This window comes from Pseudomonas monteilii NBRC 103158 = DSM 14164 (assembly GCF_000730605.1).
In the GTDB taxonomy this organism is placed as follows: domain Bacteria; phylum Pseudomonadota; class Gammaproteobacteria; order Pseudomonadales; family Pseudomonadaceae; genus Aquipseudomonas; species Aquipseudomonas monteilii.
Genome location: NZ_BBIS01000014.1, coordinates 75459 through 100852 on the forward strand (window position 1 = coordinate 75459; position 25394 = coordinate 100852).

Annotated in this window: 27 protein-coding genes; 12 read left to right on the forward strand and 15 right to left on the reverse strand. The window is 62.8% G+C overall.

Annotated elements, in window-relative coordinates:
- Nucleotides 1-92 precede the first annotated feature (92 nt).
- Nucleotides 93-947, forward strand: coding sequence for an RNA polymerase sigma factor RpoH (gene rpoH, locus PM2_RS08960; protein ID WP_016712521.1), 855 nt, complete (start codon nt 93-95; stop codon nt 945-947).
- Nucleotides 948-1056: 109 nt separating this feature from the next.
- On the opposite strand, the gene mtgA is transcribed toward rpoH, so the two are convergent.
- Entirely contained in the window at nt 1057-1767 is a 711-nt protein-coding gene (gene mtgA / locus PM2_RS08965; protein WP_016712520.1) for a monofunctional biosynthetic peptidoglycan transglycosylase, read from the reverse strand.
- A 64-nt stretch (nt 1768-1831) separates the two neighbouring features.
- Here mtgA and PM2_RS08970 point away from each other — a divergent pair, with 64 nt between their 5' ends.
- The 4 genes from PM2_RS08970 (at nt 1832) to trmB (ending at nt 4105) form a co-directional block, all read left to right on the forward strand.
- Entirely contained in the window at nt 1832-2203 is a 372-nt protein-coding gene (locus tag PM2_RS08970; protein WP_016712519.1) for a DUF423 domain-containing protein, read from the forward strand.
- A gap of 102 nt (nt 2204-2305) precedes the next feature.
- On the forward strand, nt 2306-2506 hold the full coding sequence (thiS, locus tag PM2_RS08975; RefSeq protein ID WP_033739807.1) for a sulfur carrier protein ThiS: 201 nt from the start codon (nt 2306-2308) through the stop codon (nt 2504-2506).
- A gap of 54 nt (nt 2507-2560) precedes the next feature.
- Nucleotides 2561-3373 carry a thiazole synthase gene (locus tag PM2_RS08980; RefSeq protein ID WP_028698437.1) on the forward strand — a complete coding sequence of 271 codons (813 nt, stop codon included), beginning with the start codon at nt 2561-2563 and terminating at the stop codon, nt 3371-3373.
- Nucleotides 3374-3382: 9 nt separating this feature from the next.
- On the forward strand, nt 3383-4105 hold the full coding sequence (trmB, locus tag PM2_RS08985; RefSeq protein ID WP_016712517.1) for a tRNA (guanosine(46)-N7)-methyltransferase TrmB: 723 nt from the start codon (nt 3383-3385) through the stop codon (nt 4103-4105).
- A gap of 629 nt (nt 4106-4734) precedes the next feature.
- Here the strand turns inward: trmB and PM2_RS08990 are convergent.
- The 9 genes from PM2_RS08990 to PM2_RS09030 form a co-directional block, all read right to left on the reverse strand.
- Nucleotides 4735-5061, reverse strand: a complete 327-nt coding sequence (locus PM2_RS08990; RefSeq protein WP_016712515.1) for a DUF3392 domain-containing protein — start codon at nt 5059-5061, stop codon at nt 4735-4737.
- A gap of 9 nt (nt 5062-5070) precedes the next feature.
- On the reverse strand, nt 5071-6246 hold the full coding sequence (gene hemW / locus PM2_RS08995; RefSeq protein ID WP_028698438.1) for a radical SAM family heme chaperone HemW: 1176 nt from the start codon (nt 6244-6246) through the stop codon (nt 5071-5073).
- Entirely contained in the window at nt 6243-6839 is a 597-nt protein-coding gene (rdgB, locus tag PM2_RS09000; protein ID WP_019097207.1) for an RdgB/HAM1 family non-canonical purine NTP pyrophosphatase, read from the reverse strand. The genes hemW and rdgB overlap by 4 nt, the downstream gene beginning before the upstream one ends.
- Entirely contained in the window at nt 6836-7270 is a 435-nt protein-coding gene (locus PM2_RS09005) for a DUF4426 domain-containing protein (RefSeq protein WP_028698439.1), read from the reverse strand. The genes rdgB and PM2_RS09005 overlap by 4 nt, the downstream gene beginning before the upstream one ends.
- Nucleotides 7271-7292: 22 nt before the next feature.
- Entirely contained in the window at nt 7293-7913 is a 621-nt protein-coding gene (gene metW / locus PM2_RS09010) for a methionine biosynthesis protein MetW (RefSeq protein WP_003249106.1), read from the reverse strand.
- Between the two features lie 7 nt (nt 7914-7920).
- Nucleotides 7921-9060 (reverse strand): homoserine O-succinyltransferase MetX, encoded by a 1140-nt coding sequence (gene metX / locus PM2_RS09015; protein ID WP_028698440.1) that lies wholly within the window; start codon nt 9058-9060, stop codon nt 7921-7923.
- Nucleotides 9061-9148: 88 nt separating this feature from the next.
- The gene (locus PM2_RS09020; RefSeq protein WP_016712510.1) at nt 9149-9739 is read right to left on the reverse strand and encodes a YggT family protein; all 591 of its coding nucleotides are present in this window, start codon (nt 9737-9739) and stop codon (nt 9149-9151) included.
- Between the two features lie 10 nt (nt 9740-9749).
- On the reverse strand, nt 9750-10568 hold the full coding sequence (proC, locus tag PM2_RS09025; RefSeq protein WP_025752259.1) for a pyrroline-5-carboxylate reductase: 819 nt from the start codon (nt 10566-10568) through the stop codon (nt 9750-9752).
- A gap of 38 nt (nt 10569-10606) precedes the next feature.
- Nucleotides 10607-11293 carry a YggS family pyridoxal phosphate-dependent enzyme gene (locus PM2_RS09030; RefSeq protein WP_016712508.1) on the reverse strand — a complete coding sequence of 229 codons (687 nt, stop codon included), beginning with the start codon at nt 11291-11293 and terminating at the stop codon, nt 10607-10609.
- Between the two features lie 65 nt (nt 11294-11358).
- On the opposite strand from PM2_RS09030, the gene PM2_RS09035 reads away from it, so the two are divergent.
- Nucleotides 11359-12357: a type IV pilus twitching motility protein PilT gene (locus tag PM2_RS09035; RefSeq protein ID WP_028698441.1), complete on the forward strand. Its 999-nt coding sequence runs from the start codon at nt 11359-11361 to the stop codon at nt 12355-12357.
- A 61-nt stretch (nt 12358-12418) separates the two neighbouring features.
- On the opposite strand, the gene PM2_RS09040 is transcribed toward PM2_RS09035, so the two are convergent.
- Nucleotides 12419-13045 carry a C40 family peptidase gene (locus tag PM2_RS09040; RefSeq protein WP_016712506.1) on the reverse strand — a complete coding sequence of 209 codons (627 nt, stop codon included), beginning with the start codon at nt 13043-13045 and terminating at the stop codon, nt 12419-12421.
- Nucleotides 13046-13212: 167 nt separating this feature from the next.
- On the opposite strand from PM2_RS09040, the gene PM2_RS09045 reads away from it, so the two are divergent.
- The gene (locus tag PM2_RS09045; RefSeq protein ID WP_016712505.1) at nt 13213-13629 is read left to right on the forward strand and encodes an NINE protein; all 417 of its coding nucleotides are present in this window, start codon (nt 13213-13215) and stop codon (nt 13627-13629) included.
- Between the two features lie 85 nt (nt 13630-13714).
- On the opposite strand, the gene PM2_RS09050 is transcribed toward PM2_RS09045, so the two are convergent.
- The 3 genes from PM2_RS09050 to PM2_RS09060 all read right to left on the reverse strand — a co-directional run bounded on the left by PM2_RS09050 (nt 13715) and on the right by PM2_RS09060 (nt 18490).
- A complete protein-coding gene (locus PM2_RS09050) occupies nt 13715-14413 on the reverse strand; it encodes an SPOR domain-containing protein (RefSeq protein ID WP_016712504.1) in 699 nt (232 codons plus the stop codon).
- Between the two features lies 1 nt (nt 14414).
- A complete protein-coding gene (gene argS / locus PM2_RS09055; protein WP_016712503.1) occupies nt 14415-16151 on the reverse strand; it encodes an arginine--tRNA ligase in 1737 nt (578 codons plus the stop codon).
- Nucleotides 16152-16270: 119 nt separating this feature from the next.
- A complete protein-coding gene (locus tag PM2_RS09060) occupies nt 16271-18490 on the reverse strand; it encodes a primosomal protein N' (RefSeq protein ID WP_016712502.1) in 2220 nt (739 codons plus the stop codon).
- A 167-nt stretch (nt 18491-18657) separates the two neighbouring features.
- Between PM2_RS09060 and rpmE the strand changes: the two genes are divergently transcribed.
- From rpmE to PM2_RS09075, 3 genes are all read left to right on the forward strand, one after another.
- The gene (rpmE, locus tag PM2_RS09065) at nt 18658-18873 is read left to right on the forward strand and encodes a 50S ribosomal protein L31 (RefSeq protein WP_012274639.1); all 216 of its coding nucleotides are present in this window, start codon (nt 18658-18660) and stop codon (nt 18871-18873) included.
- A 2-nt stretch (nt 18874-18875) separates the two neighbouring features.
- On the forward strand, nt 18876-19697 hold the full coding sequence (locus PM2_RS09070; protein WP_016712501.1) for a thermonuclease family protein: 822 nt from the start codon (nt 18876-18878) through the stop codon (nt 19695-19697).
- Nucleotides 19698-19875: 178 nt separating this feature from the next.
- The gene (locus PM2_RS09075) at nt 19876-21144 is read left to right on the forward strand and encodes a malic enzyme-like NAD(P)-binding protein (protein WP_026020363.1); all 1269 of its coding nucleotides are present in this window, start codon (nt 19876-19878) and stop codon (nt 21142-21144) included.
- 185 nt (nt 21145-21329) lie between these two features.
- Here the strand turns inward: PM2_RS09075 and PM2_RS09080 are convergent, their stop codons facing one another.
- Nucleotides 21330-23783: a penicillin-binding protein 1A gene (locus tag PM2_RS09080; protein ID WP_016712498.1), complete on the reverse strand. Its 2454-nt coding sequence runs from the start codon at nt 23781-23783 to the stop codon at nt 21330-21332.
- 190 nt (nt 23784-23973) lie between these two features.
- On the opposite strand from PM2_RS09080, the gene pilM reads away from it, so the two are divergent.
- Both pilM and PM2_RS09090 read left to right on the forward strand, forming a co-directional pair.
- Complete coding sequence (gene pilM / locus PM2_RS09085) at nt 23974-24855, forward strand: type IV pilus biogenesis protein PilM (RefSeq protein ID WP_028698442.1); 882 nt, start codon at nt 23974-23976, stop codon at nt 24853-24855.
- The gene (locus tag PM2_RS09090; RefSeq protein WP_016712496.1) at nt 24852-25388 is read left to right on the forward strand and encodes a PilN domain-containing protein; all 537 of its coding nucleotides are present in this window, start codon (nt 24852-24854) and stop codon (nt 25386-25388) included. Before pilM ends, PM2_RS09090 begins: the two co-directional genes overlap by 4 nt.
- Nucleotides 25389-25394 lie beyond the last annotated feature (6 nt).

The following is a 25394-nucleotide window of genomic DNA, read 5'->3' on the forward strand; positions in this document are numbered from 1 at the left end:
ACATTTTCTTCACTGTGGAACTTGTACCGTCGTTCCAGGTCAATGTTGGCAGCGCCCACAAGGCGCGAGTTTTGTAAGTCGGAGGTTCTTGAATGACCACATCGTTGCAACCTGCCTATGCCTTGGTACCCGGTGCAAACCTGGAAGCCTATGTGCACACGGTCAACAGCATCCCGCTGCTGACGGTCGAGCAGGAGCGTGATCTGGGCGAGCGTCTCTATTATGAGCAGGATGTCGAGGCCGCTCGTCAAATGGTGATGGCCCACCTGCGTTTCGTCGTACACATTGCCCGTAGCTATGCGGGTTACGGGCTGGCCCAGGCTGACCTTATCCAGGAAGGCAACGTCGGCCTGATGAAAGCCGTCAAGCGCTTCAACCCGGAAATGGGTGTGCGTCTGGTGTCGTTCGCCGTGCACTGGATCAAGGCAGAAATCCACGAATTCATCCTGCGCAACTGGCGTATCGTCAAGGTGGCGACCACCAAGGCCCAGCGCAAACTGTTCTTCAACCTGCGCAGCCAGAAAAAGCGTCTGGCCTGGCTGAACAACGACGAAGTGCATCGCGTGGCAGAAAGCCTTGGTGTAGAGCCGCGTGAAGTGCGTGAGATGGAAAGCCGCTTGAGTGGCCAGGACATGGCGTTCGACCCGGCAGCGGAAGCTGACGACGACAGCGCCTTCCAGTCGCCTGCACATTACCTGGAAGACCACCGGTACGACCCGGCGGTGCAACTTGAGGATGCTGACTGGAGCGACAACTCGACCAGTAACCTGCACGAAGCACTGCAAGGGCTGGACGAGCGTAGCCGCGATATTCTCTACCAGCGCTGGTTGGCGGAAGAGAAGGCTACGCTGCATGAGCTGGCAGACAAGTACAACGTGTCGGCTGAGCGGATTCGCCAGCTGGAGAAGAATGCGATGAACAAGGTCAAGGCGTTGATCGCGGTCTGATCTAGCCTGGCTGTATTGAAAAGCCGCTGGCCGTGAGGGGCAGCGGCTTTTTTATGCCTGTGAGGTTTTGGGGCCGCTGTGCGGCCCTTTCGCGGCAGCCCCAAAAGGCTCAAAGTTTGCGCGAAGTGTCGAGTTGCATCAGGTAGCCAGGCCCACCCAACTGGCTCATCTGCCGGCGAATCCACCCGGCCCGGCTGGCCACATAGGCACTTGGCCGGCTGGCACTCCACTTGATTGGGCTAGGCAGCACGGCCGCCAGTTGCGCCGCCTGCTGGCGGCTAAGCCGGCTGGCATCCACGCCAAAGTGATAGCGCGCCGCTGCCTGAGCGCCGAACACGCCCTTGCCCCATTCGGCGCTGTTCAAGTAGACCTCGAGAATTCGCTCCTTCGACCAGAACAGCTCGATCAAGGCCGTGAACCACGCCTCCAGCCCTTTGCGGAACCAACTGCGCCCGGACCACAAAAACAGGTTCTTGGCCACTTGCTGGGTCAGGGTGCTGGCACCGCGAACGCTGCCGCCGCGCTCGTTATAGGCCAGTGCCGCCTGGATGGCCGGGATGTCGAACCCCCAATGGTTGGCGAACTTCTGGTCCTCACCCGCAATGACGGCAACCTTCAGCTCATCGGAGATGTTCTCCCACGGCTCCCAGTCGCGTTGCAGGTCGATCGGCTCGCCACTGACCCACGATTGCACCTTGCGCTCGGCCATCAGTGCAGTACCGGGCGGTGGCACCCAGCGGAACACCAGCACCAGCACGGTGCTGCCGGCTGCGAACCAGAGCAGGGCACGGGAAAGGCGGCGAAGAAGGGTTGGCAGCATGGCGATGGCTTGGCCGTACGGGTGGAAGGGGCCATTATACAGACCCGATCCAAGGAGTCGTCCCATGCTTCGCAGCTTCCTGATGCTTGCCGCCTTTTTCGGCTTTACTGGGGTCGCCCTGGGTGCCTTCGCCGCCCACGGCCTGAAAAACCGTCTGACGGCTGACTACCTGACCATTTTCCATACCGGTGTGACCTACCAGCTGGTGCATGCCCTGGCGATCTTCGGCGTTGCCGTGCTCTCGGCGCACCTGCCCGGGCGCCTGGTGGGCTGGGCTGGTGGCCTGTTTGCCTTGGGGATCGTGCTGTTCTCCGGCAGCCTTTACCTGCTGACCCTCAGCGGCCTGGGCAAACTGGGCATCATCACCCCAATTGGCGGCCTATGCTTCCTGGCCGGCTGGTTGTGCCTGGGCTTGGCAGCCTGGAGGCTGGGCTGACTGGGTGGTCCACAATCGCGACTAATGGCGCGCACCGCCCTTGGGTTGCAGGGCGGTTCGGCGCTAGAATGCGGGCCCCAAAGAACAATGGTGGCCGTGCGCATGCGCATTCAACTGAACGGTGAACCTTACGAACTGCCTGCTGGCGAAAGCGTTGCAGCCCTGCTGACGCGCCTGGAGCTTGCCGGGCGCCGTGTCGCAGTGGAACTGAACCTGGACATCGTGCCGCGCAGCAAGCACGACAGCACGCTGCTGAACGACGGCGACCAGGTCGAAGTGGTCCACGCCATTGGTGGCGGCTGACAGCAGCCCGGCGGTTCACAAGCTAGCCCTGCAACCTTTTCCCGAGGAACAACGATGAGCAACGTTCGTAGCGACAAGCCCTTCACCCTGGCCGGGCGTACTTTCCAGTCGCGCCTGCTGGTGGGCACCGGCAAGTACCGTGACATGGAAGAAACCCGCCTGGCTACCGAGGCCTCGGGTGCTGAAATCGTCACCGTCGCCGTGCGCCGCACCAACCTTGGTCAGAATGCGGGCGAGCCGAACCTGCTCGACGTACTGTCGCCCGACAAGTACACCATCCTGCCGAACACGGCAGGCTGCTTTGACGCGGTGGAAGCGGTGCGTACTTGCCGCCTGGCCCGCGAACTGCTGGATGGGCGCAAATCGCACGAATCCCGCACATTAGTGAAGCTGGAAGTGCTGGCCGACCAGAAAACCCTGTTCCCTAACGTGATCGAAACCCTCAAGGCCGCCGAAGTGCTGGTCAAGGACGGTTTCGACGTGATGGTGTACACCAGCGATGATCCGATCATCGCCCGCCAACTGGCCGAAGCCGGCTGCATCGCGGTCATGCCCCTGGCTGGCCTGATTGGTACCGGCCTGGGTATCTGCAACCCCTACAACCTGCAGATCATCCTGGAGGAGTCCAAGGTGCCGGTACTGGTCGATGCGGGAGTAGGCACGGCTTCCGACGCCACCATCGCCATGGAAATGGGTTGCGAGGCCGTGCTGATGAACTCGGCCATTGCCCACGCCCAGCAGCCAGTGCTGATGGCCGAAGCCATGAAGCACGCCATCGTCGCCGGTCGCCTGGCCTACCTGGCCGGCCGCATGCCGAAGAAACTCTATGCCAGCGCCTCTTCGCCGCTGGATGGTCTGATCAAGTAAGAGCTCCTGATGACTGAATCGCACGATACGCCGATCACCCCCGACGGCGACGCCCGCCCACACCGCCGCATCAAGAGCTTCGTGATGCGCGCCGGGCGCATGACCGAAGGCCAGCAACGCGGCCTGGACCAGGGCGGCCCACTGTACATCCTGCCGCTGGCCGACAGCCCGGTGGACTACGACCAGGTGTTTGGCCGCTCGGCGCCGCGCACCCTGGAGATCGGCTTCGGCATGGGCCATTCCCTGCTGGAAATGGCTGCTGCCGCGCCTGAGCAGGACTTTATCGGCGTGGAAGTGCACCGCCCCGGTGTGGGCGCGCTGCTCAACGGCGTGCTGACCCAGGGCCTGAAGAACCTGCGGGTGTATGACTGCGATGCCATCGAAGTGCTGAACCGCTGCGTGGCGGACAACAGCCTCGACCGCTTGATGCTGTTCTTCCCCGACCCGTGGCACAAGGCCCGTCACCACAAGCGCCGCATCGTGCAGCTGGAGTTTGCCGAGCTGGTACGTCGCAAGCTCAAGCCCGGTGGCGTGTTCCACATGGCGACCGACTGGGAGCCGTATGCCGAGTATATGCTGGAAGTGATGAGTGCTGCGCCTGGCTATCGCAACCGTGCGGCCGACGGCACCTACGTGCCACGCCCGGAAGAGCGCCCGATCACCAAGTTCGAACGCCGCGGCGAGCGGCTGGGACATGGGGTGTGGGACTTGAAGTTCGAGAGGGTGGATTGATCGGCTGATCTGGCCTTTCGATGTGTTGGTGCTTGCAGAAATGCAGACAAAAAAACCGCCTTGAGAAAGGCGGTTTTTTTTGTGAGCGACAGGACTGAGTATCCTTTGCTCTGGGACTTCACTGAAAACATTCACGTGGTAAGAGGATCATAAGCAGGGTGATACAGTGCGTCAATGCTCCGAAATATCCGGCATCACGTGTGTCGGCGCGGTTAACTGTCTTGTGCGAAGATCCCAAGTATCATTGCTCTGCTCCTGTGTGGATGTGTTCGGTGATGGGCCGGGTAAGAGAAGAATTCTGCTTTCCGGCCCCTTCGACATGGCCTGAGAACCGTGCCGGCAACTGACTTCGAAGGGCCATTAACCTGGCCACTTCACCGAAAACATTCACGTGGTTTTCGAAGGCATCGAAGTGCCGGTTAGATGCTGGAAGATTGGCCCGCCAACATGGAGGCCAAGGCATATGAAGCGTTTGCTTGATGCGCTGAGCCGCGTCTGGAAGCTTGTCCGGATCTTGATAGTGATCAAGACCGTTCGGGATTTCATGCGCGACCACTTCGATGATGCCCGTTAAGGGCTAGTCAGGAGGTAGGGCTGCCCTGGTATCCCGGGGCAGCTTTTAGCAATGCTTACCCGCGGCGATCCGCCACCACACCAATCAACACCAGCACTACCAACAGCACCGGCGCGAGCGCGTAGTTGTTGAACTGGCTCAACCCCTTCACCACCCACGGCGTGGCATAGATCAGCGCCGCACCGCTGCCGATCATCACCATCAGCGCCATGAACGGCACGCGCAGGGCGCCTGCCAAGCCACCTAGCCGCTGCTCGGCCCAGGCTTTGACATCGCTACCAAACAGCACCAGCAGGCAGCCTACCAAGGCCAGTGAAATCTCCGACAGGTTACCGCGGCTCCAGCGGGAAACCGTCGCGAGCAGATCAAGTACCAGATCCATGGGTCATCCTTAGGTCAAGAAATACTGCAGCAGGTCATTGAGGAACAATTGGCCCCTCGGCGTGGCCACCAGTCGATCCGGTTCGACCTGCAAAAGGCCCTTTTGTTCGGCGGCGCGGCGTGCCTCGCGCAGTTGCTCCAGTGGCAAACCGGTGCGCAGGGTGAACAGCTCGGCTTCCACTCCGTCGGTCAGGCGCAGGGCGTTCATCAGGAACTCGAATGGCAGCTCGTCGACCGGCAGCAGCTTCTCGCCGGCCTTGAATGGCTTGGCCAGGTTCAGGTAATCCTTGGGCAGGCGGGTCTTCCAGGTACGCAGGATGCGCCCGTCGGCGAAAGTCAGCTTGCCGTGGGCGCCGGCGCCGATGCCGATGAAGTCGCCGAAGCGCCAGTAGTTCAGGTTGTGCCGGGCAGCGCGGCCCGCCTGGGCGTAGGCCGATACCTCGTACTGGCGGAAACCGTGCTCGGCCATCAGTGCCTGGCCGGCTTCCTGAATATCCCAGAGGATGTCGTCCTCGGGCAACTCAGGCGGCTGGTTCCAGAACACCGTGTTTGGCTCCACGGTCAGCTGGTACCACGACAGGTGCGTCGGCCCCAGGTCGATGGCCTGGCGCAGGTCGCCCAGCGCATCATCCAGCGATTGGTCGGGCAGGCCGTGCATCAGGTCCATGTTGAAGTTGTCGAAGCCGGCCGCACGCGCCATGCCGGCAGCACGGACCGCTTCATCGCCATTGTGGATGCGCCCCAGCGCCTCCAACTTGGCGGGCTGGAAACTTTGCACACCGATGGACAGGCGGTTGATGCCAGTTTGCCGGTAGGCCTTGAACTTGTCCTGCTCGAAGGTGCCCGGGTTAGCTTCCAGGGTGATTTCGATGTCTGGTGCGAACGGGATGCGTTGTTCCACGCCGCGCAGCAGCCGGCCCAGGGCGTTGGCGCTGAACAGGCTGGGCGTACCGCCACCGAAGAAGATCGAACTGATCGGGCGGCCCTGTACGGCGGCCAGCTCCTGATCGAGGTCGTCCAGTAGTGCTGTGACGTAGGCGTCTTCCGGCAGTTCAGGCCCGGCAGCGTGGGAATTGAAATCGCAGTAAGGGCACTTGCGTACGCACCACGGAATGTGGATGTACAGCGCCAGCGGCGGCAGGCTGGTGAAACCCGCCGCGCCGGGGGTGGACAGCGTTGCGATCATGCCAGGCCCAGACGTTGGCGCAGCAGGGCCATGGCACGGGCGCGGTGGCTGAGCTGGTTTTTGTCCACAGGGGCCAGGTCGGCGCTGGAGCAGTTGCGTTCCGGCACCCAGAACAGCGGGTCATAGCCAAAGCCGTGCTCGCCGCTGGCCTCGAACAGGATGCTGCCGTGCCATAGGCCTTCGCACAGGATCGGCAGCGGGTCGTCGGCGTGGCGCACCAGCGCCAGTACGCAGACGAACTGCGCACCGCGCTCGGCTTCGGGCACGTCCTTCAAGGCTTCGAGCAGCTTGGCATTGTTGGCCGCGTCACCCTTGCCGTCGGCGTAGCGCGCCGAGTAGATACCCGGCGCACCACCGAGGAAGTCCACCGCCAGGCCGGAATCGTCAGCCAAGGCCGGCAGGCCGGAGATACGTGCGGCGTTACGCGCCTTGAGAATGGCGTTTTCAACGAACGACAGGCCGGTTTCTTCTGGCTCTACCTGGCTGAATTCGCCAATCGAACGCAGTTGCACGGACTGGCCGAGCATGGCCTGCAGTTCCTTGAGTTTGCCGGCGTTGTGGCTGGCCAATACGAGTTGCTGGAAATTCATCATTCGCCTGGGAACACTTCCTGGTTGAAGCTAAGGGAATTGCTGATACCGCCGGTTTCGATATTCAGGTCGAAGGTAACGGTTTCTGGCTGTTCGATCTTGAACTGGGCGATGTAGTACACCGCGCCCTGTTCGGTAATCTGTTTGAACGACAGCGGGCTGCTACGCCCGGTCAGGTCCTTGACCGTGCCGCTGACTACCGCTGTGGCAGGTTTGTTGGCCTTGAGTACGGCAATGTTGAGCACGCCCTGGTTCTTGCTGCGCACCAGGCCGGTGGCTGCGGCCACCTCGGGCGTGAGCATGCTCGACGTGAACGCGCTGTAGTGCACCGTCACGTCGCCAAACACTTCCTTGCGCTCGGGCCGGGCGGCATCGGCAGCCAGTACCGGCAAGGCCAGGCACAGGCTGATCAGGAACAGGGCTAGGCGACGCATGGGGCGATTCCTCCGGTGGGCGTCAGACCGCGAGCTGGTGCTCTTGCAGGCCCGGGCTGCTGACGCGATAGATGCCGATCTCACCTAGAAGATTAGGCCAAAGCCGGCCACCCCACCCGTTACGGTGCAAATGGTCGACGGCCAGGCGGTCGAGCACCTTGGCCCTGCGCTCGTGCACCAGCTCTTCGAAGTCGGCGAAGGTGCAGAAGTGTATGTTCGGCGTGTTGTACCAGGTATACGGCATGAAGTCCGATACCGGCATGCGTCCCTTGGTGGCCAGGTACCAGCGGCAGCGCCAGTGGCCGAAGTTCGGGAAGGTAATGATGCACTGGCGGCCCACGCGCAGCATCTCGTCGAGGATGCGGTCGGGGTATTCCACGGCCTGCAGGGCCTGGGTCATGATCACTACGTCGAAACTGTTGCTGGCGAAGTTGCCCAGGCCTTTGTCCAGGTCCTGCTCGATGACGTTGACGCCCTTGGCCACGCATGCGGCAATGTTGTCGGCGTCGATCTCCAGGCCATAGCCGGTGACTTGCTTGCGGTCACGCAGCGAGGCCAGCAGTTCGCCGCTGCCGCAGCCCAGGTCAAGTACCCGGCTGCCGGCGGGGATCCAGTCGTGGATGATTTCCAGATCGGCTCTCATGCTGTCCTCAGATGGCAATGCGGTTCATGTAGTTCGAGAAACCCTGCATGTAGCGAGGTGTGGGGATCAGGAAGGCATCGTGCCCGTAAGGCGAGTCGATCTCCAGGTAACACACGTTCTTGCGGGCCGCCATCAGGGCGTCGACGATTTCGCGCGAACGGGCCGGCGAGAAGCGCCAGTCGGTCGTGAACGACATGATGCAGTAGTCCGCCTTGACGTGGGCCAGAGTGGCAGCCAGGTCACCGCCCTGGGCGGCGGCCGGGTCGAAATAGTCCAGCGCCTTGGTCATCAGCAGATAGGTATTGGCGTCGAAACGGCCAGAAAACTCTTCGCCCTGGTAGCGCAGGTAGCTTTCGACCTGGAACTCGACACTGTGGAAGTCGTAGTTGAGCTTGTCGCTCTTGAGCTCACGGCCGAATTTTTCACCCATCGAGTCGTCCGACAGGTAGGTGATGTGGCCGACCATGCGCGCCAGCATCAGACCGCGCTTGGGGATCACGCCCTGGTCCTGGAACGAGCCGCCGTGGAATTCGGGGTCGGTAAGGATGGCCTGGCGTGCCACTTCGTTGAAGGCAATGTTCTGTGCTGACAGCTTGGGCGCCGAGGCGATGTCGACACAATGGCGCACACGCTCGGGGTAGGTCATGGTCCATTGCAGTGCCTGCATGCCACCCAGGCTGCCGCCGACGATTGCCGCCCATTGCGCAATGCCCAGGCGGTCTGCCAGGCGTGCCTGGCTGTGTACCCAGTCTTCGACAGTCAGCACCGGGAAATCGGCGCCATAAGGCTTGCCGGTGGCCGGGTTGATGCTGCTGGGGCCGGTGCTGCCGTTGCAGCCGCCGAGGTTGTTCAGGCTGACCACGAAGAAGCGGTTGGTGTCGATGGGCTTGCCAGGGCCGATGCAGCTGTCCCACCAACCCGGCTTGCGGTCGGTGTCGGCATGGTAGCCAGCGGCATGGTGGTGGCCGGAAAGGGCATGGCAGATCAGCACGGCGTTGCTCGCGCTGGCGTTCAGGGTGCCATAGGTCTCGTAGACCAGCTCGTAACTGGCCAGGGAACGGCCACAGGCCAGGGCCAGCGGTTCATCGAACCGGGCGGTTTGCGGTACTACCAGACCGACGGAATCTTCGGGAAAGACAGTGGACATCGACCCTGCTCACGCTTGACGGAGGCGTAAGTCTAAAGAGCGCTACCCCCAGCGGCAAGCAAAGGCTTGCCGCTGGGGGTAACCAGGGTCAGATCATGCGGAACAGTTCCTGTGGCATGCCGGCGTAGGCGGCCAGCGGGGGCATGACGAACGACTGGATCACCTGGATCGCCAGGAAGGCGAAGATCGGCGAGATATCCATGCCGCCCAGGTTAGGCACGATACGGCGGAACGGTGCCAGCACTGGCTCGCTGATCTGGTAGGCCAGCTCGGCGGCCGGGTTATGGCTGTTGGGCGCGACCCACGAAACGATCACCATCACGATCATCGCCACCCAGAAAATCTTCAGGAACAGCGAGGTGATACCAATGATCGCCCACATCAGCAGGTGCAGGATGTCGCCGAACGTGCCGTAGGTGACCATCAGCACGAAGCCCATCAGCAGGGCCTGGATAACGATTGCCAGCAGCAGCGACGAGGTGTCGAGCCCGCCCACACTGGGGATGACCCGGCGGATCGGCTTGAGCAGCGGCTGGGTGGCGCGCACCGCGAACTGGCAAAGCGGGTTGTAGAAGTTGGCTTTGACCAGCTGCAGCACGAAGCGCAGCAGTACGATCACCAGGTACAGGCTGACCAAGGTTTGCACCACGAAGATCGCGGCACCGGACAGTGCATTCATCTAAAGCTCCTTATTTGCCCAGTTGTTCGGCCAGCTCGGCAGAGCGCGTGGCCGCAGCCTGCAGTGCCTGCTCGACGATGGCTTCGAAGCCGCTGGCCTGGAACGACTTGATCGCCGCTTCCGTGGTGCCGGCGGGCGAGGTGACGCGGCGGCGCAGTTCGGCGGCATCGACATCGCTGGCAACCGCCATGCGCGCCGCGCCCAAGGCCGTCTGCAAGGTCAGCTGCGAGGCGGTTTCGCGTGGCAGGCCGAGTTTTTCGCCTGCCGCTGTCATGGCCTCGATCAGCAGGAAGAAGTACGCCGGGCCACTGCCGGACACGGCGGTCACAGCGTCCAGTTGCTGCTCCTGCTCCAGCCACAGGGCAGTGCCCACGGCCGACAGCAGTTGCTCGGCCTGCTGGCGCTGTTCGCCGGACACTTCGGCGGTGGCGTACAGGCCGCTCACGCCCTGACGCAGCAGCGCCGGGGTGTTGGGCATGCAACGCACGACCGGGCGAGCGCCCACCCAGCTTTGCAGGCTGGCGCAGGTGATGCCGGCGGCGATGGAAACGATCAGCTGGCCATCCTGCAGGTTGGGTTGCAGGGCCTGGCACACGGCTTTCATGACCTGCGGCTTGACTGCCAGCACGATGACATCGGCGCCGTCGATGGCCTGGGCGTTGTGCTCGAAGGTTTCGATGCCGTGCTCCGCCTGGATGCGGCTGCGGGTCTCGGCGCCCGGGTCGCTGGCGCGGATCTGCGAGGCGTCCAGGCCCTGGGCACGCAGACCACCGATCAGGCTGGCGGCCATGTTGCCGGCGCCGATAAAGGCAATGCGAGTCTTGCTCATGTCAGGTCCTTGTGGAAAAGAGTGAGTGAAGCATGGAATCAGGTGTTGCCGTAGTCGCGTGCCCCGAACAGGGCGGTACCGATACGCACCCAGGTCGCACCCTGAGCAATCGCCGCTTCCAGGTCGTGGCTCATGCCCATGGACAGGGTGTCCAGGCCAAGGTCCAGCCCTTCCTGCAACGCGCGCAGGCTGGCGAAGGCAGCCTCCTGGGCAGCGCGATCATCGGTGGGTTCGGGGATTGCCATCAGCCCGCGCAGGCGCAGGTTGGGCAATGCGGCCACGGCCTTGGCCAGGGCCGGCAGGTCGGCGGGGGCGCAGCCGGACTTGCTGTCTTCGCCACTGACGTTCACCTGCAGGCAGATGTTCAGTGGCGCCAGCCCGGCAGGGCGCTGCTCGGACAGGCGTTGGGCGATTTTCAGGCGGTCCACGGAATGCACCCAGTCGAAATGCTCGGCAATGGCTTTGGTCTTGTTCGACTGAATGGGGCCGATGAAGTGCCAGATCAAGGGCAAGTCGCTGAGCGCCTGCTGCTTTGTCAGCGCTTCCTGTAGGTAGTTTTCCCCGAAGTCACGCACGCCGGCAGCGTGGACCTCGCGGATAGCGCTGGCGGGCTTGGTCTTGCTCACAGCCAGCAGCTGGACGCTGGCCGGATCACGCCCGGCTGCCTGGGCAGCACTGGCGATACGGGCGGAAATCGCGGAAAGGTTGTCTGCTAGGGTGGACATGGATGGATGCCGGCAGCTGTAGGGTTTGCGGCATTCTACCTACTTGAAGGCCTTTGGGGAGTCTCATGGATGTGACTGACCTGTTGGCCCGAGCCGTGGAGGCGGGGGCTTCGGACCTGCACCTGGCGGCGGGCCAGATACCGATGCTGCGCCTGGACGGTGAATTGCAGCGCATGTACTTGCCGCCGCTGGTGGCGGCAGACCTGGCCGAGGGTATGGCGCTCTTGATGACAGAGCAGCAAAGGCGGCAATGGGCCGAGGGCGATGAACTGGACTTGGCGCTGGCATTGCCCACGCTCGGCCGTTTTCGGCTGAACCTGTTTCGCCAGCTGAATGGCCCTGGAGCAACCTTTCGGCTGATCCCCGGGCGGATCGCCACGCTGGATGAACTGGACCTGGGGGATGTGTATCAAGCTGTTGCGCAATGCCATGATGGCTTGGTCCTGGTGGGTGGGCCGACCGGCAGTGGCAAGTCCAGCACCCTGGCGTCGCTGCTTGACCAGCTGAACCGGGAGCGTGCGCTGCACATCATTACCCTGGAAGACCCGGTCGAAGTTATCCACAGCAGCCAACGCAGCCTGGTCAATCAGCGTGAGATTGGCCGCCACAGCGGCGGCTTTGCCCAGGGGCTGCGCAGTGCCCTGCGACAGGACCCGGATGTGATCATGATTGGCGAATTGCGCGACCTGGAGACCGTTCGTCTGGCCTTGCGCGCGGCAGAGACTGGGCACCTGGTGCTGGCGACGGTGCATACGCGTTCGGCCGTAAACAGCATCGATCGGTTGGTGGAGGTGTTTGCTGCCGAGGAAAAGCCGTTGGTGCGCGCGATGCTGGCCGAGTCGCTGCGCCTGGTGGTGGCGCAGGTGCTGGTCAGGCGCGTAGGTGGCGGGCGGGTTGCAGCGCGGGAAGTGCTGGTGGCGACGACGGCGGTGCGTAACCTGGTGCGTGAGGGGCGGATGGCGCAGTTGTGTTCGGTGATGCAGGCGGGTGCTGCAGAAGGGATGCGGACGATGGAGGGGGCAATGTGGGAGCTGAAGGAAAAGCGATTGATCAGCGATTTATAGTGCCTGTTCCGGCCTTATCGCTGGCTTGCCGACGATAAGGCCAGTACTGACAGAGCCGGGGTCAGCGCTTGGCCAGGCTCAGCTGCTGCTGTTCTTTCGGCAGCACCCGCTTGGCCACGACATAGTGCTTCTGCCAGTAAGGCTTGCTCAGGGTGTCGATGCTCACCCGCTTGCCACGCCGTGGCGCATGGATGAAGCGGTCGTTGCCCAGGTAGATGGCAACATGGTTCACCCGGCGGCTCTTGATGTTGAAGAAGATCAGGTCACCAGGCTTCAGGTCACCCTTGGCCACCTTCACGCCGTGGCCTTGGGCCATGGCATTGGAGGTACGCGGTAGGTCGACGTCGGCAACATCGTTGAAGGCGTATTTGACCAGGCCACTGCAGTCGAAGCCTTTTTTCGGGCTGCTGCCACCCCAAACGTAAGGGGTGCCGAGCACATTCACCGCACGGCTGAGCACATCGCTGCTCTGCTTCGGCGACATGGCAGCAACAGGCGCACCACGGCTGCTGGCAGCGTTGCTCGGGCGCGCGCGCAGGGTGGCCTGCTTGGTTGGCGCGTGTCTCACCGAGGCATTGGTGGTGTAGCCGGTGAAACCATTGGGAAGACGTTGCTCACGATTGGTGGCGTGGGCGGCCAGGGGCAATAATAGACAGAGGGTCAGCCATGTCTTGAGTAAAGGCGGCATAGATGAAGCTCTTATGAATAGTTATGTGTTGGGCGCGCAACTTTATAACAGCTTTTTGATCAATCTTTGATCCGTTGGTCGATTGCCCGGCTGCCGTACGTCGGCCTGCGGCAAGAAAGTCACATTTTTTTTTAGAAAATTTTTCAGATAACCCACGAGGGCTATGAATGAACAGTTATCAACAGGGTGTGCCCTATCACGACACTCACAGCAAGACCATCGGCTACCTGCTGTGGATTTTCGGCTTCACCGGCTCACATCGCTTCTACTACGGCAAGCCGATTACCGGGACGATCTGGTTCTTCACCTTCGGGCTGCTAGGCATTGGCTGGTTGATCGACCTGTTTTTGATCCCGTCCATGGACCGTGAAGCCGATCTGAGGTTCCAGTCCGGGCGTATCGACTACAACATCGCCTGGATCCTGCTGACCTTCCTCGGAGTGTTTGGCCTGCACCGGCTGTATCAGGGCAAGTGGATCACCGCGATCATCTACTTCTTTACCGGCGGGCTGTTCCTGGTGGGAGTGCTGTATGACTTCTGGACGTTGAACAGCCAGGTCTCCGAGAGGAATGCTTTGCGTTGAGAGGCTTCGCGGGTGAGCCTGCGAAGAGGCCGGAAGCGCCCACAAAAAAGGCCTTGTCGCGTAGAAGCGGCAAGGCCTTTTTTTGTTACTGGCGGGTCTGTCGCTGCTGCAGCAACAGGTTGCTGAACCCTGCCCCGGACAATTGCTTTTGCGCCCCGGTCAGCTGCTCGCGGTTGCTGAACGGACCCACCAGCACGCGGTACCAGGTTTCGTCCTTGACCGTACCCGACTCCACCTTCACCGACTGGCCCAGCAGGATGATCTGCGCGCGCACTTTGTCGGCATCGGCCTGCTTGCGGAACGAGCCGGCCTGCAGGAAGTACTGGGTGGTGGCTGCGGGCTTGATCACCGGTGGTGCCGGTGGCGGGGTTTGGCCGAGCAAGGCCGCTTGGGCCCGTGCGGTGTCGATTTTCGCCGCTTCTGCTGGCGTCACCGGGGTTACCGGCTGGGCCGGCACAGGTGGTGTTTTCTCCGGCACGGCCTCTGGTGGCACGATCACCTCGGACTCCGGCAGCAGGGTGTAGAAGTCGTATTTCGGCTTCACTGGCTGCTGCGGGGAGGGCTGCGCTGCCTTGCTCGCTTCGGCCACTTTCTCAGGCTTTTGCTGCTCGGGCTTGGCGCGCTTGATGTCTTCGCTACCAGGTTCGAGCTTCATCAGGAACACGATGAATGCGCCTACGGTCAGGCCGACGGCCAGCCATACCCAGCCGGGGATCGGCTGCTTGGCCGGCGCCGTCTGGCGGCTGGCACCGCGCTTGGGTGCGGGTTTTTTCTTGGCAGCCAACTTACATGCGCTCCAGGGTTTCCAGGCCGAGCAGTTCCAGACCTTGTTTGAGGGTGCGGCCGGTCAGGGCAGCCAGGCGCAGGCGGCTTTGCTGCTGCTCGGGGGTGTCCGCAGCGAGGATCGGGCAGTTCTCGTAGAAGCTGGAGAACAGGCCGGCCAGGTCGTACAGGTAACTGCACAGTACGTGCGGCGTGCCCTTGTCAGCGACGTTGTTGAGGATTTCGCCAAACTGCGCCAGGCGTGCGGCCAGGTCCTGCTCGTGGGCAGCCTGCAGCACGATGTTGCCGTCGACTTCGTCAAAGCCCTTGCCCAGCTTGCGGAACACGCCAGCCACGCGGGTGTAGGCGTACAGCAGGTAAGGGGCGGTGTTGCCTTCGAAGTTGAGCATCAGCTCGAAGTTGAAGCTGTAGTCGCTGGTGCGGTGCTTGGACAGGTCGGCGTATTTCACCGCGCCGATGCCTACCACTTCACCGATGTGGCGCAGGTCTTCGTCGGCCAGGCTCGGGTTCTTTTCCTTGACCAGCGCATAGGCGCGTTCCTTGGCCTCGGTAAGCAGGTCGATCAGCTTCACGGTGCCGCCGTCACGGGTCTTGAACGGGCGGCCGTCGGCGCCGTTCATGGTGCCGAAGCCCATGTGTTCCATCTGCATCGGGTGGCCGACAAAGCCTGCACGGCGTGCCACTTCGAACACCTGGTTGAAGTGCAGGGCCTGGCGCTGGTCGACGAAGTACAGGGCGCGGTCAGCCTTGAGCACGTTGCTGCGGTAGCGCACGGCGGCCAGGTCGGTGGTGGCGTACAGGTAGCCGCCGTCGGCCTTCTGCACGATGACCGGCAGTGGCTCGCCTTCGCTGTTTTTGAATTCTTCGAGGAACACGCACTGGGCGCCCTGGTCTTCGACCAGCAGGCCTTTGGCCTTGAGGTCGGCCACCACGTTGGCCAGGTCGTCGTTGTAGGCGCTTTCGCCCATCACGTCGGCCATGGTCAGCTTGACGTTGAGCAGTTCGTAGGTCTTCTGACAGTGCGACAGCGAGATGTCCTTGAAGCGCGTCCACAGGGCCAGGCAGTCCGGGTCGCCGGCTTGCAGCTTGACCACCAGGCCGCGGGCGCGGGTGGCGAACTCTTCCGACTCGTCAAAGCGCTTCTTGGCGGCGCGGTAGAAGTTTTCCAGGTCCGACAGCTCGTCGCTGGTGATCGGGTTTTCCTGCAGGTAGGCCATCAGCATGCCGAACTGGGTACCCCAGTCGCCCACATGGTTCTGGCGAATGACGTTGTCACCCAGGAATTCCAGTACGCGAGCCACGCTGTCACCGATGATGGTCGAACGCAGGTGGCCGACGTGCATCTCTTTGGCCAGGTTCGGCGCCGACATGTCGATGACGACTTTCTCGCTCGGGCCGGCCTTGCGCACGCCCAGGTGGGCATCGGCCAGGGCAGCGTCCAGGCGGTTGGCCAGGGCGTCGGTGTTCTGGAAGAAGTTGAGGAAGCCAGGGCCGGCAATCTCGACCTTGCTGATGTCGGCGCTGGCCGGCAGGGCATTGATCAGTTTTTCGGCCAGGTCACGCGGCTTCATGCCCGCCTGCTTGGCCAGCATCATGGCGATGTTGCTGGCGAAATCGCCGTGGGTCTTGTCCCGGGCGTTTTCCACCTGGATCGCCGGCGACAGCCCTTCAGGCAGCACACCGTCGGTGACGAGTTGGGTGAGGGCTTGCTGGATCAGCTGGCGAATGGTGTCTTTCATGGGGATCTCTTTTCGACCGCAAGCGCGGTGAGCGCCTGGATGCGCAGGTGGAAAAACTGGGCATTATCCGTGGCTGGGAGCGGGTTGCCAACCTTTGGGGCTGCAAAGCAGCCCGGACGTCAGTACAGGTCGACCGGGTCGACATCCAGTGACCAACGCACCTGGCGCCCGCTCGGCATCTGCTCCAACACTAGCAACCAGGCGCTGATCAGTCGATGCAAAGGCGCCCGGGTATTGGCCTGTATCAACAGTTGCGCCCGGAAGCGCCCGGCGCGGCGCTCCATGGGCGCCGGTACTGGGCCTAGCAGTTCGATACCCGGCAGGCGCTGTTCGGCCACCAGGCGCTCGGCGGCGGCGCAGGCTTCGTCAAGGAAACCTTCGGCCTGCCCCGGCTTGTGCGCTTCGGCGCGCAACAGCGCCAAATGAGAATAAGGTGGCAAACCGGCGGCGCGGCGTTCGTCCAGGGCCTGTTCTGCAAAGGCGAAGTAGCCCTGCTCGGTAAGCTGCACCAGCAGCGGGTGGTCGGCCAGGTGGGTCTGGATGATGACCTTGCCGGGCTCTTCGGCACGCCCGGCACGCCCGGCCACCTGCACGATCAACTGCGCCATGCGTTCGCTGGCGCGGAAATCACCCGAGAAAAGCCCGCCATCGGCGTCGAGGATGGCCACCAGGGTAACCCGTGGGAAATGGTGACCCTTGGCAAGCATCTGCGTGCCGACAAGGATGCTCGGCTGGCCCCGCTGGATGGTGCTGAACAGGTTGTGCATGGCGTCCTTGCGCGCCGTGCTGTCGCGGTCCACCCGCAGGATCGGGTAGTCCGGGAACAGCACCTTCAGGCGTTCTTCGGCGCGCTCGGTGCCGGCACCGACCGGACGCAGGTCGACGTGGTTGCAGGTTGGGCACTGGTGCGGCAGGCGCTCGTCATAGCCGCAGTGGTGGCAGCGCAGTACGCCGGAGCGCTGATGCACGGTCATGCGCGCGTCGCAACGCGGGCATTCGGACAGCCAGCCGCAATCGTGGCACAGCAGGGTCGGGGCGAAGCCGCGGCGGTTGAGGAACACCAGCACTTGCTGGCCGGCTTCCAGGGTTTGGCGGATGGCCTGCTGCAACGGGCCGCTGATACCGCTGTCCAGAGGCAGGCTTTTCACGTCCAGACGCAGCATGCGTGGCGGGCGGGCGCCGCCGGCGCGCTGGTTCATGCGCAGCAGGCGGTAGCGGCCGGTCAGGGCGTTGTGCAGGGTTTCCAGCGACGGCGTGGCAGAGCCGAGCAGGATCGGGATGTTTTCCTGGTGGGCACGCACCAGTGCCAGGTCGCGGGCGTGGTAGCGCAGGCCCTCCTGCTGTTTATAGGAGCCGTCGTGCTCCTCGTCGATGATGATCAGGCCGGGGTTTTTCATTGGCGTGAACAGCGCCGAGCGAGTGCCGATGATGATGTCGGCCTCGCCGTCACGCGCCGCCAGCCAGGCGTCCAGGCGTTCGCGGTCGTTCACCGCCGAATGCAGCAGGGCGATGCGGGCGTTGAAGCGTTGTTCGAAGCGCGCCAGGGTTTGCGGGCCGAGGTTGATTTCGGGGATCAGCACCAGCGCCTGCTTGCCGGCTTCCAGGGTTTCGCGGATCAGTTGCAGGTAGACCTCGGTCTTGCCGCTGCCGGTGACGCCGGCCAGCAGGAACGCGCCGAAGCCGCCAAAGCCCTCGCGTACCGCGTCGAAGGCATCGCGTTGTTCTTCGTTGAGCGGCAGTTCCGGTTGTGCCAGCCAGTGTTCGTGGCGCAGTGCCGGCAAGTGGCGACGGACCTCGACCTGTACCAGTTCCTTGGCCAGTAGCAGGTCAAGGCTGTCCTTGTTCAGGTTGAGCTTGGCCAGCAGGGTGTGGGCCACGCCATGCGGGTGCTGGGCCAAGGTCTTGAGGGCGTCGCGCTGGCGCGGCGCGCGGGCAATGCGAGGGTCTTCCAGGCGGGCGCCGGGGGCAATGTGCCAGAAGCGCTCCTGGCGCATTTCGGCGGGTTCGCCCTGGCGAAGCAGCGTGGGCAAGGCCCAGCTCAGGGTATCGCCCAGGCTATGCTGGTAGTACTGGGCGGTCCACAGGCACAGCTTGAACAGCGACGCCGGGATGGGGGACACCGGGTCGAGCAGGGCGCTGGCCGGTTTCAGCTTGTCGGCAGGCACTTCGCTCTGTGCGCATACCTCCACCAGCACACCGATCATTTCGCGGCGGCCAAAGGGCACGCGGATGCGCATGCCCGGGGTCAAGGCCTGGCGCGCCATGCTCGCCGGCGCCTTGTAGTCGAACAGGCGGCGCAATGGGGAGGGCAGGGCAAGGCGCAGGATGACGTCGGACACGCAAAAAGTCTCGGAGGGCGTTACAAGAACTGGCGAGCCTAGCAGACGACGGTCGGTGCAAGCGACATCTTGCACTGACGCTGTGCTCTGGTATTATTCGCCGCCTAATTACGTGCGGTATTCAACAATTGGTGTTGGGTGGCGGCACGCAGCTCGAGGAAGTGACCATGAAAGAAGGTATCCACCCGAACTACGAAGTAGTTGCAGTCACCTGCAGCTGCGGCAACAAGTTCGAAACCCGTTCGACCCTGGGCAATGTCCTGTCGATCGACGTTTGCAACCTGTGCCACCCGTTCTACACCGGTAAGCAGAAAGTCCTGGATACCGGCGGCCGCGTACAGAAGTTCGCCGATCGCTTCGGTATGTTCGGTACCAAGAAGTAATCATGCGCATGGCGAACCCCTCGGGTTTCGCAGTGCTGCAAAAAAAGGCGCCCCTTGTGGGCGCTTTTTTTATGGGTGTCATCTGGGCCTTTCCCGCCATGGCATTCTGCCCGCTACCGCAGCAGCCACAGCAGGTGCTGGTGCGCCAGGTGGTGGATGGCGATACCGTGCGCCTGGCCGATGGCCGCAGCGTACGCCTGATTGGCATCAACGCCCCGGAAATTGGCCGCAACGGGCGCACCAGCGAGCCTTATGCCGAGGCCGCGAAGCGGCGTTTGCAGGCGCTGGTCAAGGCCAGTGATGGGCGTATCGGGCTGGTGCCAGGCGTTGAGGCCAAAGACAAATACGGCCGCACGCTGGCGCATATCTACGGCCGTAATGGCGACAATCTGGAAGCACAGTTACTCAGCGAGGGTTTGGGCTACCGCGTGGCAGTGGCTCCGAATGTGCGTCTCAGCGGTTGCCAGCAACTTGCCGAGCAAGCGGCGCGCAAGGCAGGCAGCGGCTTGTGGCGCCGCTCGCCCGTGGTCCCGGCAGGGGAAGTCAGGCAGCCGGGTTTCGCTGTGGTTGGTGGCCGCATCAAGGGTATCGAACGCAACCGTGGCGGTGTCTGGCTGACCCTCGACGACGCCGTGGTGCTGCAGGTTCCCGCTCGTCTGCAACGCAACTTCCCCGCTAGCTTCTTCGATAACCTCAAGGGACGCCAGGTCGAGGCGCGTGGCTGGGTGCTGGACCGTTCCCGCAAGGGCGGCTTGAAGCCCGGGCAGCGACGCTGGGTGCTGCCATTGACCGATCCGAGCATGTTGGAGCGTATTTCAGGCTAAAAGATGTAGACATTTCGCTATTAGATTGTACACACTGTGAGCCGTATGCCCCCGTGGGTTATAGCGTAAAGTCGTAGGCTAAAGGCCTTGACACAAGTGACCGACCAGTCTTGTGACTCCCCGGCTCTTTGCGTATCCTCGGCGGTCCGTCAGAACAGTAAATAGCGGAATGCCCACCATGTCAGACCTGAAAACCGCCGCTCTCGAATACCACGCTCAACCTCGTCCGGGGAAACTGAGCGTCGAGCTCTCCAAGCCCACTGCCACCGCCCGTGACCTCGCCCTGGCCTACAGCCCAGGTGTTGCAGAACCCGTGCGTGAAATCGGCCGTGATCCAGAGCTGGCTTACAAGTACACCGGCAAAGGCAACCTGGTTGCGGTGATTTCCGATGGCACCGCCATCCTCGGTCTGGGCGACCTCGGCCCACTGGCTTCCAAGCCGGTCATGGAAGGCAAGGGTGTTCTGTTCAAGCGTTTCGCCGGTATCGACGTGTTCGACATCGAAGTCGAATCGGAAAGCCCACAAGCGTTCATCGATACCGTTCGCCGTATTTCGATCACCTTCGGTGGCATCAACCTCGAAGACATCAAGGCGCCTGAGTGCTTCGAGATCGAGCGCACCCTGATCGAACAGTGCGACATTCCGGTATTCCACGATGACCAGCACGGTACCGCCATCGTGACCGCTGCCGGCATGATCAACGCCCTGGAAATCGCCGGCAAGAAGCTGGAAGACGCCAAGATCGTCTGCCTGGGTGCTGGTGCAGCCGCCATCTCCTGCATGAAGCTGCTGGTGAGCATGGGTGCCAAGGTCGAGAACATCTACATGATCGACCGCAGCGGCGTGATTCACGCTGGCCGCGACGACCTGAACCAGTACAAGGCGCAGTTCGCCCACGCTACCGACAAACGTACCCTGGCTGATGCCCTGAACGGTGCAGACGTGTTCGTGGGCCTGTCCGGCCCGAACCTGCTGAGCCCGGAAGGCCTGAAGTCAATGGCGGCCAACCCGATCGTGTTCGCCTGCTCGAACCCGGACCCGGAAATCTCGCCAGAGCTGGCGCACGCCACCCGCAGCGACGTGATCATGGCGACCGGTCGTTCCGACTACCCGAACCAGGTCAACAACGTACTGGGCTTCCCGTTCATCTTCCGTGGTGCTCTGGACGTTCGTGCCAAGCGCATCAACGAAGAAATGAAGATCGCTGCCGCTATCGCCCTGAAGGACCTGGCCAAGCTGCCAGTGCCGAAGGAAGTATGCGAAGCCTACGGCGTCGAAGGCCTGGAGTTCGGCCGTGAGTACATCATTCCGAAGCCGCTGGACGCACGCCTGATCACTGTCGTTTCCGACGCTGTGGCCAAGGCCGCCATCGAATCCGGCGTGGCTACCCTGCCGTATCCGAAGCACTACCCGCTGACCAGCGTGGATGACGTGTTCAACGGCTGATTGCCGCTGTAGCGACATAAAAAGCCCCGGCTCGTATGAGCCGGGGCTTTTTGTTTGGCATTGTGAAGGATGTGTCAGGGCTGCAGGGTGTTTGCCATGGCAAAGTTGTCGCCTATGAGATCGAGCGCCGCGCGGGCGGCGCTCGATGTCAGCAGCCTCACATAACCCCAGTCAAACACCCAGCCTCAGAACAGATCCATCGGCGCCGCTTCATCCGCTGGCAGCGGGCTGCCAGGCGCTGCACCATTGCCCAGCTCATCCACCGACGGCGGCGAGTCTTCGGCCTTGAACAGCTCGAAGTAGGCATTCGGCGTGCTCGGCGAGGCAGCGCGGCCACTGACCGGGTCGACCCGCAGGCTAAGGATGCCTTCCGGTTCTGCCGGTGCGTGATTCGGTTTGTCCTTCAGCGCCGCACCCATGAAGCTCATCCAGATCGGCAAGGCCGCCGTACCGCCGTACTCGCGACGGCCAAGGGTTTCCGGCTGGTCGAAGCCGACCCACACGGTGGTCACGTAATCGGCGTTGTAGCCGGAGAACCAGGCGTCCTTGGATTCGTTGGTGGTGCCTGTCTTACCTGCCAAGTCGGTGCGGCCCAGTGCCAGCGCCCGGCGGCCGGTGCCGCGCTTGATCACGTCCTGCAGCATGCTGGTGAGGATGTAGGTGGTGCGCCCGTCGATGATCTGTTCGGCCACCGCAGGTGCTTGTGGTGCAGTCGCAACCTGGCTGAAGGCCGGCGGCGCCTCACCTGGCATGGCGGCGGTGCTGATGGGTTGTTCAGGTGCGGCCAGGCCCGCCTGGTCTTCGGCACCCTGCGGTACGCGGGCCGGGTTGGCGGTGAACAGGGTCTCGCCGCTGCGGCTTTCGATGCGGTCGATCAGGTACGGGGTGATCTTGTAGCCGCCGTTGGCGAATGTGCTCCAGCCGGTGGCGATTTCCATCGGGGTCAGGGTGGCGGTGCCCAGGGCCAGCGACAAGTTGCGTGGCAGGTCCTGCTTGTTGAAACCGAACTTGGCAATGTAGTCGATGGTGCGGTCTACACCCATGGCCTGCAGCAAGCGGATCGACACCAGGTTACGCGACTTGTACAGCGCTTCGCGCATGCGGATCGGGCCAAGGAAGGTGTTGGTATCGTTCTTCGGCCGCCACACTTTATCCACCGACTCGTCGACGAACACGATCGGCGCATCGTTGACCAGGGTGGCTGCCGTGTAGCCGCTGTCCAGTGCGGCACTGTAGATGAACGGCTTGAAGCTCGAACCCGGTTGGCGCTTGGCCTGCATGGCGCGGTTGTAGTTGCTCTGCTCAAACGAGAAGCCGCCAACCAGTGCACGAATGGCGCCGTTGTACGGGTCGAGGGTGACCAGGGCGCTTTGTGCGCCAGGCACCTGGCTGAACTTGAGCTTGCCGTCGTCCAGACGCTGCAGGCGCACTAGGTCACCGACCTGGGCCACGTCGGCCGGCGACTGCGGTGTACGGCCCTGGGCGTTGCTGTTGATGAACGGGCGCGCCCACTTCATGGTGTCCCAGGCAACCTCGGCTTGCTGGCCGTCGCGGGTCAGCACCTTCAGGCCGGTTTTTTCGACATGGGTGACAATGGCCGGCTCCAGTCCCCCAAGGATGCGCTGCTTGCCCAGTTCCTCCAGCCAGGCTGCCTGGGTACGGCCCGGGAAGCGGGCTTCGGGGCCGCGATAGCCGTGGCGCTCGTCGTAGTCGGAGAGGCCGTTCAGGATGGCCTTGTTGGCCATTTCCTGCATGTCGCTGGGCACTGTGGTGGTGACGCGGAAGCCTTCGGTGTAGGCGTCGCTGCCGTAGCGGCCGACCATTTCCGCGCGGGCCATTTCAGCGATGTAGGGGGCATTCACCTCAGGCGTCGGCACGTGGTAGCTGGCATTGAGGGGCTCGGCCAGGGCAGCCTGGTAGCTGGCTTCGTCGATCTTGCCCAGCTTGTACATGCGGCCAAGGATCCAGTCGCGGCGCTCCTTGGCGCGCACCGGGTTGGCCAGCGGGTTGAAGCGTGACGGTGCTTTGGGCAGGCCGGCGATCATGGCCATCTGCGCCAGGCTCACGTCGCGGATCGACTTGCCGTAATACACCTGCGCGGCTGCGTCGATGCCGTAGGCGCGGTTGCCCAGGTAGATCTTGTTCACGTACAGCTCGAGGATCTCGTCCTTGGTCAGCTCGCGCTCGATCTGCAGGGCCAGCAGGATCTCGTTGGTCTTGCGCGAGAAGCTGCGTTCGCTGGTGAGGAAGAAGTTTTTCGCCACCTGCATGGTGATGGTGCTGCCGCCGGTCTGGATATGCCCGGTTTTTACCAGCTGGGTCGCTGCGCGCATCAGGCTGCTGGGGTCGACACCGTAGTGGTTGAGGAAATTGTCGTCCTCGGCTGACAGAAGTGCCTGAATGAACTGTGGTGGAATTTCCGCGAAGCGGATCGGCGAGCGGCGCATCTCGCCAAACTCGGCAATCAGCTTGCCATCGCTGCTGTACACCCTGAGGGGGATCTGCAACTGGATGCTTCTGAGCGACTCGACCGAGGGCAGGCTGGGGCTAAGATACAGAAACGCACCGCTCACACCGAGTACGAGCGCGCAGATGACTGCGACGGAAGACCACCAGAAGAACTTCAGCAGACGTATCAAGGTTTTTCGGTGTCCAGGTTGAGAGTGGATTGCACGCAGGTCCGGCGGACCAGAAAACGCTGGGCATTATAAGCATTTTTCGCCTCTCCGGGTTACCGGCCAGGCTGCCCGTCGCCCCGATGAGCAGCCCCGGCCCAGTGTTGCCGCGGGGTTGCGACAGATCGCTGCGACACGCAGCAAGGAAGCCGCGATGTTAGGACGCTTCGGCAAGGATGCCGGTTCACTGGTGGGGGTAGAAATTGCCCCGGACGCTGTTCGGGTTGTGCAGCTTCAGCGGCGCAGCCGGCGTTGTCGGGTGCTTGCCTCGGCTCAGGAACCGTTCGAGTCAGCGGCCGGCAAGGATTGGGCAGCGGAGCCCGCTGCGGTGGTGGCAGCCTTGCGTCGTGCCTACCGGCGCAGTGGTCTCAGGCAGCGGCGGGTAGCGTTGGCATTACCCGCCAACCAGGTGATCTGCAAGCTGTGTCATCTGCCGATGGAGCAGACTGGTGTAGAGCTGGAGGCGCACTTGCTGGCCGATGCCGAGCGACTGTTTCCGTTTCCGCTGGAGGACCTGGCCCTGGATTTTCAGGTGCTAGGGGCGTCTCGCGTGCAACCGGGATGCGCCGAGGTGATGGTGGCCGCATGCCGGCAAAGTGCGTTGGCGTCTCTGGAGGCCATCGTCGATGAGGCAGGGTTGCAGCTGGAAGCCGTCGAGGTCGATAACATCGCCCTGTGCCGCATGTTGCCTCAGGGGTGCTTCGAAGGCTCGGCATTACTGCGTGTAGAGGCACATGGTGCAGTTCTTTATGACTGGCATCCCGGTCGGCCCAGCCAGCGTCGTGAATTGCAAACGCAGGGGCAGAAGGGGATGGGGCCGCTGTCGGAGGCGCTGCATGCGCTGCTTGCCGATGAGCATCTGCCTGCGGGCCTGTGGATAACCAGCAGTTGTTCGCTGGATCCTGACTGGCTGCAAAGCCTGGGCCGTCAACTGAAAACGACGTGCCGGTATTTGCCTGGCCGGGCCGGGCTTGAGCATGTCGACGGGTCGATGCTGCTGGCTTGCGCCCTTGCTTATGGAGGATTGCGGCCATGATGCGACTGAACCTGCTGCCTTGGCGTGAGCGGCAGCGCCAGGCCACGCTTCGGCGTTTTCGCTCCCGGTTGGTCGCTGGCGCCATTCTGGCGCTGTGCGCGGTGATGCTGGTCGACCAGCTGGCCCGCCAGCGCGGGCAGCAGCAGGCGCTGTCCAACACCCGGCAACAGGCCGCGCTTGAACGCTTGGCCGAGCAATTGCGGCCGTTGGATGATGTGCGTGCACAGCATCAGGCGCTGCTGGAGCGTTTGGCTGCGCTTGAGCGTTTGCGCGCTCAGCAGGGCATTCTGGGTGATGTGTTCACTGACCTCGAAGGGGCGCTGCCGATGGGCGTGCAGCTCCTTGACCTCAGCCTGGAAAACGGCCACTTGCAGCTGGCCGGGCTGGCTACCTCCGGCGCCGTGGTTGCGCAGTTCATGCGCGACCTGGAACATTCGCGTGTTCTGCTCGACCTGGAGCTCAAGCGCATCAGGAGCGTGCCGGGTGGCGATGAGTTTCTGTTGGTCGCGCGCGTTTCGGCGTTCTGGTCGTGAATGTGG

What these genes read in the sequence shown, in the direction of transcription:
- rpoH (WP_016712521.1), top strand. Translation starts at nt 93, where the DNA reads ATGACCACATCGTTGCAACCTGCCTATGCCTTGGTACCCGGTGCAAAC.
- mtgA (WP_016712520.1), bottom strand. Translation starts at nt 1,767, where the DNA reads ATGCTGCCAACCCTTCTTCGCCGCCTTTCCCGTGCCCTGCTCTGGTTC.
- PM2_RS08970 (WP_016712519.1), top strand. Translation starts at nt 1,832, where the DNA reads ATGCTTCGCAGCTTCCTGATGCTTGCCGCCTTTTTCGGCTTTACTGGG.
- thiS (WP_033739807.1), top strand. Translation starts at nt 2,306, where the DNA reads ATGCGCATTCAACTGAACGGTGAACCTTACGAACTGCCTGCTGGCGAA.
- PM2_RS08980 (WP_028698437.1), top strand. Translation starts at nt 2,561, where the DNA reads ATGAGCAACGTTCGTAGCGACAAGCCCTTCACCCTGGCCGGGCGTACT.
- trmB (WP_016712517.1), top strand. Translation starts at nt 3,383, where the DNA reads ATGACTGAATCGCACGATACGCCGATCACCCCCGACGGCGACGCCCGC.
- PM2_RS08990 (WP_016712515.1), bottom strand. Translation starts at nt 5,061, where the DNA reads ATGGATCTGGTACTTGATCTGCTCGCGACGGTTTCCCGCTGGAGCCGC.
- hemW (WP_028698438.1), bottom strand. Translation starts at nt 6,246, where the DNA reads ATGATCGCAACGCTGTCCACCCCCGGCGCGGCGGGTTTCACCAGCCTG.
- rdgB (WP_019097207.1), bottom strand. Translation starts at nt 6,839, where the DNA reads ATGATGAATTTCCAGCAACTCGTATTGGCCAGCCACAACGCCGGCAAA.
- PM2_RS09005 (WP_028698439.1), bottom strand. Translation starts at nt 7,270, where the DNA reads ATGCGTCGCCTAGCCCTGTTCCTGATCAGCCTGTGCCTGGCCTTGCCG.
- metW (WP_003249106.1), bottom strand. Translation starts at nt 7,913, where the DNA reads ATGAGAGCCGATCTGGAAATCATCCACGACTGGATCCCCGCCGGCAGC.
- metX (WP_028698440.1), bottom strand. Translation starts at nt 9,060, where the DNA reads ATGTCCACTGTCTTTCCCGAAGATTCCGTCGGTCTGGTAGTACCGCAA.
- PM2_RS09020 (WP_016712510.1), bottom strand. Translation starts at nt 9,739, where the DNA reads ATGAATGCACTGTCCGGTGCCGCGATCTTCGTGGTGCAAACCTTGGTC.
- proC (WP_025752259.1), bottom strand. Translation starts at nt 10,568, where the DNA reads ATGAGCAAGACTCGCATTGCCTTTATCGGCGCCGGCAACATGGCCGCC.
- PM2_RS09030 (WP_016712508.1), bottom strand. Translation starts at nt 11,293, where the DNA reads ATGTCCACCCTAGCAGACAACCTTTCCGCGATTTCCGCCCGTATCGCC.
- PM2_RS09035 (WP_028698441.1), top strand. Translation starts at nt 11,359, where the DNA reads ATGGATGTGACTGACCTGTTGGCCCGAGCCGTGGAGGCGGGGGCTTCG.
- PM2_RS09040 (WP_016712506.1), bottom strand. Translation starts at nt 13,045, where the DNA reads ATGCCGCCTTTACTCAAGACATGGCTGACCCTCTGTCTATTATTGCCC.
- PM2_RS09045 (WP_016712505.1), top strand. Translation starts at nt 13,213, where the DNA reads ATGAACAGTTATCAACAGGGTGTGCCCTATCACGACACTCACAGCAAG.
- argS (WP_016712503.1), bottom strand. Translation starts at nt 16,151, where the DNA reads ATGAAAGACACCATTCGCCAGCTGATCCAGCAAGCCCTCACCCAACTC.
- rpmE (WP_012274639.1), top strand. Translation starts at nt 18,658, where the DNA reads ATGAAAGAAGGTATCCACCCGAACTACGAAGTAGTTGCAGTCACCTGC.
- PM2_RS09070 (WP_016712501.1), top strand. Translation starts at nt 18,876, where the DNA reads ATGCGCATGGCGAACCCCTCGGGTTTCGCAGTGCTGCAAAAAAAGGCG.
- PM2_RS09075 (WP_026020363.1), top strand. Translation starts at nt 19,876, where the DNA reads ATGTCAGACCTGAAAACCGCCGCTCTCGAATACCACGCTCAACCTCGT.
- pilM (WP_028698442.1), top strand. Translation starts at nt 23,974, where the DNA reads ATGTTAGGACGCTTCGGCAAGGATGCCGGTTCACTGGTGGGGGTAGAA.
- PM2_RS09090 (WP_016712496.1), top strand. Translation starts at nt 24,852, where the DNA reads ATGATGCGACTGAACCTGCTGCCTTGGCGTGAGCGGCAGCGCCAGGCC.